This is a genomic window from Abyssisolibacter sp. ZYX002 (assembly GCF_056892235.1).
Genome location: NZ_JARMXH010000014.1, coordinates 22,904 through 36,055 on the forward strand (window position 1 = coordinate 22,904; position 13,152 = coordinate 36,055).

A 13,152-nucleotide genomic window follows, 5' to 3' on the forward strand; every position below is an offset into this window, starting at 1 on the left:
TGGAGGTGTAAAATAATGAAATCTCTTGAAGAATTAAAGAAAATTAGAGAAGAAGCTAAAAAGAAGATTCAACTTAGACAAGATAGTAACGGAACTAGAATAATAGTAGGTATGGCAACTTGTGGTATATCAGCTGGAGCAAGACCTGTTCTAACTGCATTACTAGAAGAAGTAAATAAAAGAAATTTAAACGATGTTGTAGTAAATCAAACAGGCTGTATTGGCGTTTGTCGTTTAGAACCAATAGTAGAAGTATTTAAACCAGGTGAAGAGAAAGTTACCTATGTACACATGGATGCAGAAAAAGCGAAAAGGGTTATAGCTGAACATATTGTAAACGGCAACGTTGTAACAGAGTATACTGTAGGAGCATATGAAAAGTAGTTAAATAAAAATAAACAACTCTAATTCTAAAGGGGGTAGAAAGATGGATTTTTACAGATCACATGTATTAATTTGTGGAGGTACAGGATGTACATCTTCAAAATCTGATAAAATAGAAGAGAAAATGAAAGAAAAAATCCAAGAAGCTGGATTGGATAAGGAAATAATGGTTGTTAGAACAGGATGTTTTGGACTATGTGAGGCAGGTCCTATAATCGTTGTCTATCCTGAAGGAGCATTTTACAGCCATATCAAGTTAGAAGACGTTGATACTATAGTAGAAGAACACTTATTAAAAGGTAGAATAGTTAAAGATCTTCTTTATAAAGGAGCTCAGGAAGAAGACATAATTAAGTCAGTTAATGAAGTAAACTTCTATAAGAAACAAACTAGAGTTGCGCTTAAAAACTGTGGAGTTATAGATCCAGAAGATATAAATGAGTATATAGCAGTTGATGGATATATGGCTCTAGGTAAAGTCTTAACTGAAATGAAACCTTTAGAGGTTATAGATGTAATAAAAGATTCAGGATTAAGAGGAAGAGGTGGTGGAGGATTCCCTACAGGTTTAAAATGGGGATTCTGTGCTAGTGCAAAAGGAGACCAAAAGTATGTAATATGTAATGCGGATGAAGGAGACCCAGGTGCTTTTATGGATAGAAGTATACTTGAAGGAGATCCGCATGCTGTTTTAGAGGCGATGGCAATAGCAGGTTATGCAATAGGTGCAGATCAAGGATTTATATATGTAAGAGCTGAATATCCTATAGCTGTAGAAAGATTAGAAATAGCAATTGAGCAAGCTAAAGAGAAAGGACTTTTAGGAGAAAATATCTTTAGTAGTGGATTTAACTTTGATATAGAAATAAGACTTGGAGCTGGAGCTTTTGTTTGTGGAGAGGAGACGGCGTTAATTGCTTCTATAGAAGGTGAAAGAGGAATGTCTAGAAATAAGCCACCATATCCTGCTAACAAAGGTCTATGGGGCAAACCAACATTAATCAACAATGTTGAGACTTATGCAAATATACCAAGTATCATTAATAATGGTGCAAAGTGGTTTAGAAGTATAGGAACTGAAAAATCACCAGGAACAAAAGTATTCGCATTGGGTGGAAAAATAAATAATACAGGTTTAGTTGAGATACCTATGGGAACAACTCTAAGAGAAGTAATATATGATATCGGTGGAGGTATCCCAAACGGTAAAAAGTTTAAGGCTGTTCAAACAGGTGGACCATCAGGTGGATGTATCCCTGCTGAGTATTTAGATACTCCAATAGATTATGACTCGTTAACAGCTTTAGGATCTATGATGGGTTCTGGTGGAATGATTGTTATGGATGAAGATAACTGTATGGTAGATATAGCTAGATTCTTTTTGGATTTCACAGTTGAAGAGTCATGTGGAAAGTGTACACCATGTAGAATAGGTACCAAGAGAATGTTAGAGTTATTAGAGAAAATAACTAGTGGAAATGGAGAGCTAGAAGATATCGATAAGCTAGAGAAGTTATCAGATAGTATTAAAGCTTCAGCATTATGTGGGTTAGGCCAAACAGCTCCTAATCCAGTAATATCAACATTACAGTATTTTAGACACGAGTATGAAGCACACGTATTAGATAAAAAATGTCCAGCAGGAAACTGTAAAGATTTATTAGCATATAGCATAATAGAAGATGCTTGTAAAGGATGTACATTGTGTGCTAGAGCTTGTCCTGTTGATGCAATTGAAGGAGAGACTAAAAAGCCTCATAGTATTGATCAAGAGAAATGTATAAAATGTGGTGCATGTATGGAGAAATGTCCGTTTAATGCAATTAAATTAGGATAATTAAATATAAAAATAATAAAAGTAAGGGGTGTATATGATGGGTATGGTTACCATTACTATAGATAATAAATCAATTCAAGTTCCAGAAGAATATACTATACTTGAAGCAGCAAATAGTGCTGGAATTAAAATACCGACTCTTTGTTATTTAAAAGATGTAAACCAGACAGGAGCCTGTAGAATGTGCCTAGTAGATGTAGAAGGAGCTAGGGTTTTACAAGCATCATGTGTTGCCAAAGTTGGTGAAGGTATGGTTATTAGAACAAATACCAAGAAAATCAGAGAGGCAAGAAAGACAAACTTAGAATTACTTTTATCAAATCATGATAGAGAATGTCTAACTTGTAGTAGAAACCATAACTGTGAGTTACAAACACTTTGTGAAGAGTTAGGTGTAACAGATATAGAGTTTAAAGGTGAAAAAACTATAAGACCAGTAGATACATCATCACCTTCAATAGTAAGGGATCCAAATAAATGTATCTTGTGTGGTAGATGTGTAAGTGTATGTAATGATGTTCAAAAAATAGGGGTACTAAACTATGCAAATAGAGGCTTTGAGTCTACTGTATCACCAGCTTTTGATAAAGAAATAGGAGATACTCCATGTATAAATTGCGGACAATGTATAGTGTCATGTCCAGTAGGAGCATTAAGAGAAAAAACTGAGATAGATTATGTATGGGATGCTATAGAAGATAAAGATATACATGTAGTAGTTCAAACAGCACCAGCGGTTAGAGCAGCACTTGGAGAAGAGTTTGGGTTAGCAATGGGTACGTCAGTAACTGGTAGAATGGCAGCTGCCCTTAGAAGACTTGGATTTGATAAAGTATTTGATACAGATTTTGCAGCTGACTTAACAATAATGGAAGAAGGAACAGAATTACTTGGTAGAATAAAAAATGGTGGCAAATTACCGATGATTACATCATGTTCACCAGGTTGGATAAAATACTGTGAGCATTATTATCCAGAGTTCCTAGACAATTTATCAACATGTAAATCTCCACATGAAATGTTAGGAGCAGTAGTTAAATCTTACTATGCTGAGAAAAACAATATAGATCCATCTAAGATATATGTAGTTTCAATAATGCCTTGTACAGCTAAAAAATTCGAAGCAAAAAGAGAAGAATTAGCTTGTAATGGACATCAAGATGTTGATGCAGTATTGACAACTAGAGAGTTCGCTAAGATGATAAAACAAGCAGGTTTAGATTTTGTAAATCTACCAGATGAAGACTTTGATTCAATATTAGGTGAATCATCAGGAGCAGGAGTAATATTTGGTGCTACAGGTGGAGTTATGGAGGCTGCGTTAAGAACAGTGTACGAAGTATTAACAAACGAAGAATTAAAAGAAATAAACTTCACACAGGTAAGAGGAACAGAAGGAATAAAAGAAGCTACAATTAAAATTGGCGACTTAGATGTAAATATTGCAGTAGCACATAGTACAGGTTGTGCAAGTGAATTATTAGAAAAAGTTAAATCTGGCGAAAAGCAATATCACTTTATTGAAGTAATGGGTTGTTCTGGCGGTTGTGTAAATGGTGGTGGACAACCACATGTTAGTTCTAAAGTTAAAATGAATGTAGACGTTAGAAGAGAAAGAGCAAAAGCGTTATATAATGAAGATGAGGCAAAAGTAATAAGAAAATCTCATAAAAACCCAATGATTAAGAAAATATACGATGAGTATTTTGAAAAGCCAAATAGTCATAAAGCGCATGATTTACTTCATACTCATTATGTAAAAAGAGATATATATCCACTGTAGAATATATTAAAATTATAAGGTTATTAATCCCCTTTGTGTAGAACCTATAAGATAGTAGGTCTTTGTAAAAGGGGATTATTTGTGTTAACTATAAAAGAAGCAGAGATAAAAGGAAAATTTACAATGAAATATTTATTAAATAATTTAAAAGATTCTGATATCATATAATTGTAATTAACTATATCAAATGAGCTGTTTTAATTAATACACAATAGAAAGGAATTAAATAACAATATGAAAGTAAAATTAGAAGTGTTAGAAAGTAAATGTAGGTCAGGCTATCATAAAAAAGGAGATACATTTATAGTAGAAGATTTATGCCCACCTATATGTCATGAATTATGGCAATGTATTTATCCAAATGTATATACACTATTAAATGGAGGTAATCTAGATTTTGGATCTAAGAAATGTAAAATGTTTAGGTTTAGATGTCCAGACAATGGAAGAGTGTTAATAAAAGGTGAAATTTACGACGAATAGATGGTATGTATTAACAAACTTTAATAAAAAAATATCAATAATAACCACCTAAAAACTTACCATAAATTAAATATATGTGATTATATAGACATATTGAGATATTAGCATCTTATTATGTGTATTAAAATGATTGTAATTAGCAACTTATAATGTTATAATTTTAACATGGTGTATACAGTATATTATATCCTCTAAATTTATTCAAATGTATCAAGTAGAACCTGTACCAGTATCAGAGCATCATGACACCGAATAAACTGATAATCATTAAAAGGAGGTAGCATAGTGATAAATTTAGAAATCAATGGGAAATCAGTACAGGCGAAAAAAGGAGAAACTATACTTCAAATATGCAGAAGATTAAATATCAAAATTCCGACACTTTGCCATGATGACAGATTAGAACCACATTCCGCCTGTAGACTTTGCGTAGTTGAGATAGAAGGTATGCAAACGTTATCAACATCATGCTCTACTATAGCCATAGAAGGAATGGTGATACAGACCCATAGCCAAAAGGTAATGGATGCAAGACGTGATATATTAGATATGATTTTATCAAATCATCCAGAAGACTGCTTAACATGTAAAAAATCAGGGGAATGTAAGTTGCAGCAATACTGCTATGAATATGATGTACATAGGACGTCTTATTATGGAGAAAGAAAAGAATTTGAATTAGATGATAGCAATCCATTTTTCACTATAGAGCTTAATAAATGTATCGAATGTGGCAAATGTGTTAGGGTATGCAATGAATTACAACATACTAGAGCTATATCATTTAGTGAAAGAGGATTCAAAACACATGTAAGTGCGCCTTTTGAAGACGACATCAACAATTCAACATGTGTATCATGTGGAAATTGTGTATCAATTTGTCCTGTAGGTGCTTTACTACCTAAGTCAAAAGAAAAATTTAGATTGTGGGAGGTAAAAAAAGTCAAAACTACATGTTCTTATTGTGGAGTAGGTTGTCAGATGGAGCTATTAGTAAAAGAAGAAAAAGTAGTTGGAGTTAATCCAATAAAAGGACACTCAAATGATGGACTTTTATGTGTTAAAGGTAAGTTTGGGTATAAGTTTATTAATCATGACGATAGATTACAAAGACCACTTATACGTAAAGAAGGTAAATTAATCGAGGCAGAGTGGGAAGAAGCATACGCTACGATAGCAAAAAATATTAATATAATAAGAAAAAAACATGGGTCAAAAGTTATAGCAGGTTTAAGTAGCGCAAGGTGTACTAATGAAGAAAATTATTTATTCCAAAAACTTTTCAGAGGAGTATTGAAAACAAATAATATTGATCATTGTGCAAGGCTCTGACATTCATCAACAGTTGCAGGTCTTGCAACAACTTTAGGTAGTGGAGCAATGACAAACAGTATAGGTGAAATTATAAATAATGAAGCTATTTTTGTTATAGGCTCAAATACAACAGAAAATCACCCAGTAATTGGCTCAAAAATACTCCAAGCAAAGGAGCGAGGTTCAAAATTAATAGTAGCAGATCCTAGAAAAATAGATTTAGCTAAAGATGCTGATGTATTTTTACAAATCAAGCCAGGAACTAATATAGCTCTTTTGAATTCCATGATGTATGTCATAATTACAGAGGAACTAGAAGATAAACACTACATAAAAAAGAAGACCGAGGGATACGCAAAATTAGTAGACTTAGTTAAAAACTATACTCCAGAAAAAGTAGCCAAAATTTGTGAGATAGATGCTAATGATATAAAAAGAGCTGCTAGAATTTATGCCCAGGCTAATAATGCGGGAATATATTACGCAATGGGAATAACGCAACATAAAACAGGGACACATACAGTAATGAGTGTTTCAAATTTAGCATTACTATGTGGAAACGTTGGTATAGAATCGGCTGGAGTTAATCCATTAAGAGGGCAGAATAATGTTCAAGGGGCATGTGATATGGGAGCCTTACCAAATAATTTCCCGGGCTATCAAAAGGTTGATGATGAAAAGGTAATAGAAAAATTCAAAAAAGCATGGCAAGTAGATGATATGTCAAATGACATAGGTTACACCATACCAGAAATCATGGATGGCGCAGTAGATGGAAATATAAAGGCACTATATATTATGGGAGAAAACCCTATTGTATCCGACCCAGATACAAAACATGTCAGAAAAGCATTAGAAAACATAGAGTTTTTAATAGTACAAGATATATTTTTAACAGAAACAGCAATGTTTGCTGATGTTGTGCTCCCGGCAAGTTCATTTGCTGAAAAAGATGGAACATTTACAAATACAGAGAGAAGAATACAGAGAGTGAGAAAAGCTATTACTGAAGTTGGTGAATCTAAAGCTGATTGGAAAATAATAATGGAAATAATGAATAAGCTTGGATACAGTCAAACATACGATAATGTTTCTGAGATAATGAAAGAAATAGCAAAAGTGACTCCACAATATGGAGGGATTGACTATAGTAGAATAGAGAACAAAGGATTACAATGGCCTTGTTTAGACAAAGAGCATAAAGGTACTAAGTTTTTGCATGAGGGGCATTGTGTGAGAGGAAAAGGACTATTTTTACCCCAAGAGTATCAAGAAAGCGCTGAAACACCAAACAGTGACTATCCATTTATTATGACTACTGGTAGAAATTTATACCATTATCATACAAGGAGTATGACAGGTAGAGTAGAGGGACTTAACAAAAAATCAGCAGAATCATATATAGAGATTAATGAATTAGATGCAAAAGCATACTGTATAAAAGATGCTGAAATTGTGGAAGTTTCATCAAGGAGAGGTGTTATCAAAACTAAGGTCAAGATAGTAAAAACAATAGCTCGGGGAATTGTTTTTATGCCATTTCATTTTGCTCAAGGTGCAGCAAATGTTCTGACAGGGAATCATTTGGATGAAATCTGTAAAATTCCTGAACTAAAAGTAAGTGCAGTAAGTATAAAAAAGATTTGTTAACATATACGAATATACATGAAGAGGGATTATTTATGAGTGATGATTTTGGCACATGTGTTATATTGGCTGGAGGAAAAAGCAAAAGAATGGGATTTGATAAACAAACATTAAAAATAAACAATGTTAGGTTACTGGATACCATATCAAGTAAGCTTCAAGACGAATTCAATGATATAATAATCATTACAAATAAACCAAATTACAATAAAAATAAAAATATAAGAATATATAGAGATGAAATTATAGGAAAAGGACCTTTAAGTGGTATACACAAAGGATTAAAAGAAGCAAAGAGTAAATATGTATATTTTATAGCATGTGATATGCCAAATATAAATCTAAAATACATTAGATTTATGAAAAGAAGAATTTGCAGTAAAGATATAAGCGCATGTATAACAAAAAACGGAAAGTGGATAGAGCCATTAAACTCTTTCTATAATGTATCCATACTCACTCAGTTAGAAGAACATATTTTAAAAAATAGCAATTCAATACATTCATTTGTAAAAAAAATAAAATGTGAATATATAGAAGAAAAAGTAGCAAGAAACTATAGTAACGACCTAAGTATGTTTATAAATTTAAACACAAAAGAAGATTTGAACATATATATTCATAATGCCAAATAAAAGTAGAGGTCAAGTGATGAAAACAAAAGTAAAATACAAGATTTTGGAGATTAATAAAAATAGATCAATATTTAAAGAAGATGAAATCATCGTTGAAAAACCATATACTATATTTGTAAATGATAAAGAGATTGTAACTTTATTATGTACTCCAAAATCTATAAAATATCTAACCGTTGGGTATATTTTTGTAGAGGAATTAATAAAGAAAAAAAGCGATATTTTAGCTATAAATATATTAGAAGAGAAGGGGTTAATATATGTATCACTTAAAGAGTTTAGTTATAAATTATACTCTAAAAAAACTATAACATCGTCGTGTGGTAAAGGTACAATTTTTTATAATGAGCTAGATTCATTTAATTCAAAAATAAATACAAGTAACATTATTATAAATAATAGTAAAGTTAGTAGAGTTATGAAAAAATTCACAACTCAATCTCAACTATTTAAAGAAACAGGGGGCGTTCATAGTTGTGGTTTATGCATCGATGATAGAATAATAGTTTTTGAAGAAGATATAGGTAGACATAATGCAATAGATAAAATAATAGGATATATAATATTGAATGATTTAGAGGTCAAAGACAAATATATAGTTACAAGTGGCAGATTATCATCTGATATGGTGATAAAAGCAGCCAAAATAAACATACCTGCTGTGGTTTCAAAATCAGCTCCAACAAATCTATCTATAGAGATAGCAAAATCTTTAAATTTAACATTAATTGGTTTTGCGAGAGGTAACAAAATGAATGTATACACACAAAGTGGCAATATATTAATTGATTAGAAAATTTAAACTTAACAAAGATACTTAATATATGATATTCTATAAAAGTATTGAATATTTATAAATGTCTAAAAAACACTAGAACTTGGTAAAGCGTTAATGCTTTACTGTATACAAAATGCAAGGGGGAATATTTATGAGAAAACCGCTATTAACTCCAAGAGAGATAGCGAATAAAACAATTGAAACTTCTGTAAAAAAATCAAAATTATCAAGCATAAAGATGATATTGTTAGGTATATTTGCAGGAGCATTTATAGGTTTTGGAGCACATGGATATTTAGTAGTGACACAATCGCTAGGAAAATTTGATGCGGGTTTTGCAAAATTTGTAGGTGCATCAGTATTTCCAGTAGGTTTAATGTTAGTAATATTAGCAGGAGCAGAATTATTCACTGGAAACAACACTATGACAATTGCACTCATGAGTAAAAAGATATCCCTTAATAAAATGTTAAAAAACTGGATATTAGTTTATATAGGTAATTTCATAGGATCTGTATTACTAGCATTAATACTTAGTAAAACGAATTTGTATGCAGGTTTAGTGGGAGATAATATTAAAGCAATAGCAACCGCTAAAGTAAATTTAACATTAGTAGAATGTATTACTAGAGGTATATTATGTAACATAGTAGTAGTATTAGCAGTATGGATATCAACAGCATCAACAGATGTTATAGGGAAAATTTTCACATGCTGGTTCCCAATAATGCTATTTGTATTATCAGGTTTTGAGCATTCTGTTGCAAATATGTTTTTTATACCAATGGGAAAGTTAGTAGGTGCAGGATTTACTTGGGTTGAAATGTGGACTAATAATTTAATACCAGTTACTATTGGAAATTTGATTGGTGGAGCTATAATAGTGCCAATGGTTTATTATATATGCTATATTAAAGAATAATAACAAAATAATACTAGAGAAAAAAGAGGCGTTAGCTTATTGCTATAACAATGCTTCTTTTTTTATTTTATAAAAATTTTCAATGTTGATTATACATATAATAGAATATATTGAACACAAAAGCTATTGATATTTTATTATTGATAGAATATGATAGTAAAGAGTAAAAAAATATGGAGGCGAAAAAATGATATATTTAGATAATGCAGCAACATCATTTCCAAAGCCTGAAAGAGTATATAATACAATTTTGCAGGTAATGACTAAATATGGAGCTAACCCGGGCAGATCAGGACATAAACTAGCAATGAAAGCAGGAAGAGGTATATATGAGGCAAGAGAAATAATAGCTGATTTATTCAAAGTAAAAGACCCAATGAATATTATTTTTACTCATAACGCTACTGATAGTTTAAATCTCGGTATAAAAGGTATATTAAAAGAAGGAGACCATGTTATAACAACAAGCATGGAGCATAATTCAGTTTTAAGACCACTTATGGCATTAAAAGATAAGAATATAGAAACAACCATTGTAAATTGTGATAATTATGGAGTACTCGATATAGAGAATATAAAAGATAATATCAAAAGAAACACGAAAATGATTATAACTACACATGCTTCAAATGTTGTAGGTAGTATTATGCCTATATACGATATAGCAAAAATAGCAAAAGAATGTGGAGTATTATATATGGTAGATGCTGCACAAACTGCAGGCGTATATGATATAGATGTCAGAAAAGGGATAGATATATTAGCATTTCCAGGACATAAAAGTTTGTTAGGGCCACAAGGAACGGGAGGACTTTATATTAGAGATGGTCTAGATATAACACAATTAAAAGAAGGTGGAACTGGTAGTAAGTCAAACGAACTATATCAACCAATAATGTTACCCGATAGATATGAAAGTGGGACTCCAAATGCTCCTGGGATTATAGGTTTAGGTGAAGGAGTTAGTTTCATAAAAGAAACTGGGATGGAAAATATAAGAAGACACGAAACAGAGTTAACTGAGCATTTTATAACAGAACTCAAAAAGATAAAAGAGGTTATTATCTATGGGCCTAAAGAACATAGAGCACCAGTTATACCAATAAACATAGATAACAGAGATTCTTCAGAGGTTAGCTTTATATTAGACAGCATGTATGGAATATGCACTAGACCAGGATTACATTGTGCTCCGCTTGCGCATAAAACTATAGGGACTTTCGAACAAGGAGTAGTAAGATTTAGCTTGGGTTTTTTCAATACACATAAAGAAATAGATGATACAATAAAAGCTATAAAGTCAATAATAAATGAGTTTTAAAAATCACATAAACTTACTATAAATACTTGAATAGAGCAAATAAATATTATATAGTAAAAAGGTATAGAATTTAATATAAAGGAGATACTTAATGGACAATATAATAAATTTTATCCAAAGCAATAATAATACTATTTTATTTGTTCTTATGATAACAACTGTTTTATTGTTATTAATAATGCTATCAAGCCAAATGCGTATAAGTAAGCTAAAAAAGAAATACGATCTTTTATTAAAAGATGTAGATAGTGTTAATCTAGAAGATGTATTATTTGAACATCTTGAAAAAGTAAACAGTGTGAAAGAAGAATTACGTGTTGTTGATGGAAAATGTATGAAATTAGACCAACGACTAAGATTAACACTTCAAAATGTTGGCATAATTAGATACAACGCATTTGATGACATGGGAAGCGATCTAAGTTTTTCTTTGGCTATGCTTGATGACAATTTGGACGGAGTAATCATAACTAGTTTATACGGTAGAGATGGATGTAGTATTTATGGAAAACCAGTAAAAGGGTCTGAGACAAAATACACATTATCAAAAGAAGAAACAGAAGTTTTACAAATTGCTTCTAGTAAAAGAAACTCGAAAAAGTAAGGATAAAAAGTACCTCCAAGGATAATAATATTTTATATATCCATTGGAGGTGTTTTATTTTGACCAAAAATGTATTTGTACAGAATAATTTATACGAACTTAAAGAAGAATTGAAAAAAAGAGGATACAATATAGTAGATAAAGAGGATACCAATTATGATGTATTTGTATATGAAGCAGATGGTTATGATATAAACTACTATAATCAAATTTCCAGTAGTGAAAACAATATTAATAGCATATTACTTATAAACGCAAAAGGAAAAGATATAAAAGAAATAGACTATATGATAACGCATAAATCATACAGTCCATTATTCTAAATACAATAAATAGTTATTGTGTTTTTTTAACATGTTCATTAGAGTATTTCCACACAGCATTTTTGATAGAAGCTGAAATAATATCTGCCATTTTAACAACAGTATGCAGTCTAGTATTTTGTAATATAGTGTATTCCATAAAACCATCAATATTGACGACCCCAGTAATATTAACATTTCCTATTTCAGGCAATGCTTTTTTAACGCCAGCTCCAGGACGTAGAGGACCTTCATTTAAAGATATATAACCTATTCTATCAAACTTACCCAAACATGCATCTATTGCAATAACATATGGATTTACAAATTGTTGCTTAATAAAACATATAGTTTCCTTTAGGTTTTTAGCATGAACTGGATTTTGCAAAGTACCCAAAACTATAAAATTGGACAATGGATATTTAGATAAATTATATCCTACGATAGGACCTAAACTATCACCCGTTGATCTATCACTACCAATACAAAGTATAATTAAGTCAGAGTAAGAATCTGTATAATGACACGATAAATAATCGTAGATGATATTACCAAACTTGTGTATCGCATTATTTGAATTAGAGTTAATACTAGATTTCTTATTGCTAAAAGTTAAATTCATATGTTCCTCCCACCAGTTTTGCAACAAATCAGTTGCAATATTCAATTTTTAAAAATAGTAGAATTATACAAACTATAAAAAATTTAATAATAAAAGTTTTACCACATCTATTTTTATTTATTCATATTTAGAAATATATTTATAGATACTCGTTTACAGATATTAAGTTTATATATTTTTATGCAATCTATAAAAAGAAAATGTTAAAATAAAATTGATTAACACGAATTTAAAATAAAGTAATAAAAATCTAAAAATATGTTTAAGAAAAAAATAGGGACAGGATTGGTTTTGTATTAGAGTTTATATTACAAATAATTTAAGATGATATATAGATTCTGTTAAAAGACAATATATCAGCAGTAGCAAGTTATTAGACAAATTTTTTTATAAAAATATCAATAAACTATTGACAAGAACACAAAATGCGGTTAAACTATAAAAGTTGGCAAAAACAACAACAGCCAAGGACGAAAGAAAATATCGAAAAAAATAAGTCCTTGACAAAAATGAAAAAAAA

Annotated in this window: 12 protein-coding genes; 11 read left to right on the plus strand and 1 reads right to left on the minus strand. The window is 30.8% G+C overall.

The genetic code is table 11. The features are described from left to right. Positions 1–15 precede the first annotated feature (15 nt). From P3X86_RS20345 to P3X86_RS20395, 11 genes are all read left to right on the plus strand, one after another. Positions 16–384 (plus strand): (2Fe-2S) ferredoxin domain-containing protein, encoded by a 369-nt coding sequence (locus tag P3X86_RS20345; protein ID WP_483294578.1) that lies wholly within the window; start codon positions 16–18, stop codon positions 382–384. Between the two features lie 43 nt (positions 385–427). Next, positions 428–2,221 carry an NADH-quinone oxidoreductase subunit NuoF gene (gene nuoF / locus P3X86_RS20350; RefSeq protein WP_483294579.1) on the plus strand — a complete coding sequence of 598 codons (1,794 nt, stop codon included), beginning with the start codon at positions 428–430 and terminating at the stop codon, positions 2,219–2,221. Positions 2,222–2,258: 37 nt separating this feature from the next. Further along, entirely contained in the window at positions 2,259–4,004 is a 1,746-nt protein-coding gene (locus P3X86_RS20355) for an NADH-dependent [FeFe] hydrogenase, group A6 (RefSeq protein WP_483294590.1), read from the plus strand. 234 nt (positions 4,005–4,238) lie between these two features. Next, positions 4,239–4,487 (plus strand): TIGR04076 family protein, encoded by a 249-nt coding sequence (locus tag P3X86_RS20360; protein WP_483294580.1) that lies wholly within the window; start codon positions 4,239–4,241, stop codon positions 4,485–4,487. 285 nt (positions 4,488–4,772) lie between these two features. After that, on the plus strand, positions 4,773–7,451 hold the full coding sequence (gene fdhF, locus P3X86_RS20365) for a formate dehydrogenase subunit alpha (RefSeq protein WP_483294581.1): 2,679 nt from the start codon (positions 4,773–4,775) through the stop codon (positions 7,449–7,451). Between the two features lie 32 nt (positions 7,452–7,483). Beyond that, positions 7,484–8,083: a molybdenum cofactor guanylyltransferase gene (gene mobA, locus P3X86_RS20370; protein WP_483294582.1), complete on the plus strand. Its 600-nt coding sequence runs from the start codon at positions 7,484–7,486 to the stop codon at positions 8,081–8,083. Positions 8,084–8,099: 16 nt separating this feature from the next. Continuing rightward, on the plus strand, positions 8,100–8,876 hold the full coding sequence (gene fdhD, locus P3X86_RS20375; RefSeq protein ID WP_483294583.1) for a formate dehydrogenase accessory sulfurtransferase FdhD: 777 nt from the start codon (positions 8,100–8,102) through the stop codon (positions 8,874–8,876). A 136-nt stretch (positions 8,877–9,012) separates the two neighbouring features. Then, positions 9,013–9,783, plus strand: a complete 771-nt coding sequence (locus P3X86_RS20380) for a formate/nitrite transporter family protein (protein ID WP_483294584.1) — start codon at positions 9,013–9,015, stop codon at positions 9,781–9,783. Positions 9,784–9,970: 187 nt separating this feature from the next. Next, positions 9,971–11,104, plus strand: coding sequence for an aminotransferase class V-fold PLP-dependent enzyme (locus tag P3X86_RS20385; protein WP_483294585.1), 1,134 nt, complete (start codon positions 9,971–9,973; stop codon positions 11,102–11,104). A gap of 91 nt (positions 11,105–11,195) precedes the next feature. After that, the gene (locus P3X86_RS20390) at positions 11,196–11,708 is read left to right on the plus strand and encodes a DUF4446 family protein (protein WP_483294586.1); all 513 of its coding nucleotides are present in this window, start codon (positions 11,196–11,198) and stop codon (positions 11,706–11,708) included. A 59-nt stretch (positions 11,709–11,767) separates the two neighbouring features. Further along, positions 11,768–12,031, plus strand: a complete 264-nt coding sequence (locus P3X86_RS20395; protein WP_483294587.1) for a YkuS family protein — start codon at positions 11,768–11,770, stop codon at positions 12,029–12,031. Positions 12,032–12,044: 13 nt separating this feature from the next. Here the strand turns inward: P3X86_RS20395 and yyaC are convergent, their stop codons facing one another. Continuing rightward, complete coding sequence (gene yyaC, locus P3X86_RS20400; protein WP_483294588.1) at positions 12,045–12,632, minus strand: spore protease YyaC; 588 nt, start codon at positions 12,630–12,632, stop codon at positions 12,045–12,047. Positions 12,633–13,152 lie beyond the last annotated feature (520 nt).

What these genes read in the sequence shown, in the direction of transcription:
- P3X86_RS20345 (WP_483294578.1), top strand. Translation starts at nt 16, where the DNA reads ATGAAATCTCTTGAAGAATTAAAGAAAATTAGAGAAGAAGCTAAAAAG.
- nuoF (WP_483294579.1), top strand. Translation starts at nt 428, where the DNA reads ATGGATTTTTACAGATCACATGTATTAATTTGTGGAGGTACAGGATGT.
- P3X86_RS20355 (WP_483294590.1), top strand. Translation starts at nt 2,259, where the DNA reads ATGGGTATGGTTACCATTACTATAGATAATAAATCAATTCAAGTTCCA.
- P3X86_RS20360 (WP_483294580.1), top strand. Translation starts at nt 4,239, where the DNA reads ATGAAAGTAAAATTAGAAGTGTTAGAAAGTAAATGTAGGTCAGGCTAT.
- mobA (WP_483294582.1), top strand. Translation starts at nt 7,484, where the DNA reads ATGAGTGATGATTTTGGCACATGTGTTATATTGGCTGGAGGAAAAAGC.
- fdhD (WP_483294583.1), top strand. Translation starts at nt 8,100, where the DNA reads ATGAAAACAAAAGTAAAATACAAGATTTTGGAGATTAATAAAAATAGA.
- P3X86_RS20380 (WP_483294584.1), top strand. Translation starts at nt 9,013, where the DNA reads ATGAGAAAACCGCTATTAACTCCAAGAGAGATAGCGAATAAAACAATT.
- P3X86_RS20385 (WP_483294585.1), top strand. Translation starts at nt 9,971, where the DNA reads ATGATATATTTAGATAATGCAGCAACATCATTTCCAAAGCCTGAAAGA.
- P3X86_RS20390 (WP_483294586.1), top strand. Translation starts at nt 11,196, where the DNA reads ATGGACAATATAATAAATTTTATCCAAAGCAATAATAATACTATTTTA.
- yyaC (WP_483294588.1), bottom strand. Translation starts at nt 12,632, where the DNA reads ATGAATTTAACTTTTAGCAATAAGAAATCTAGTATTAACTCTAATTCA.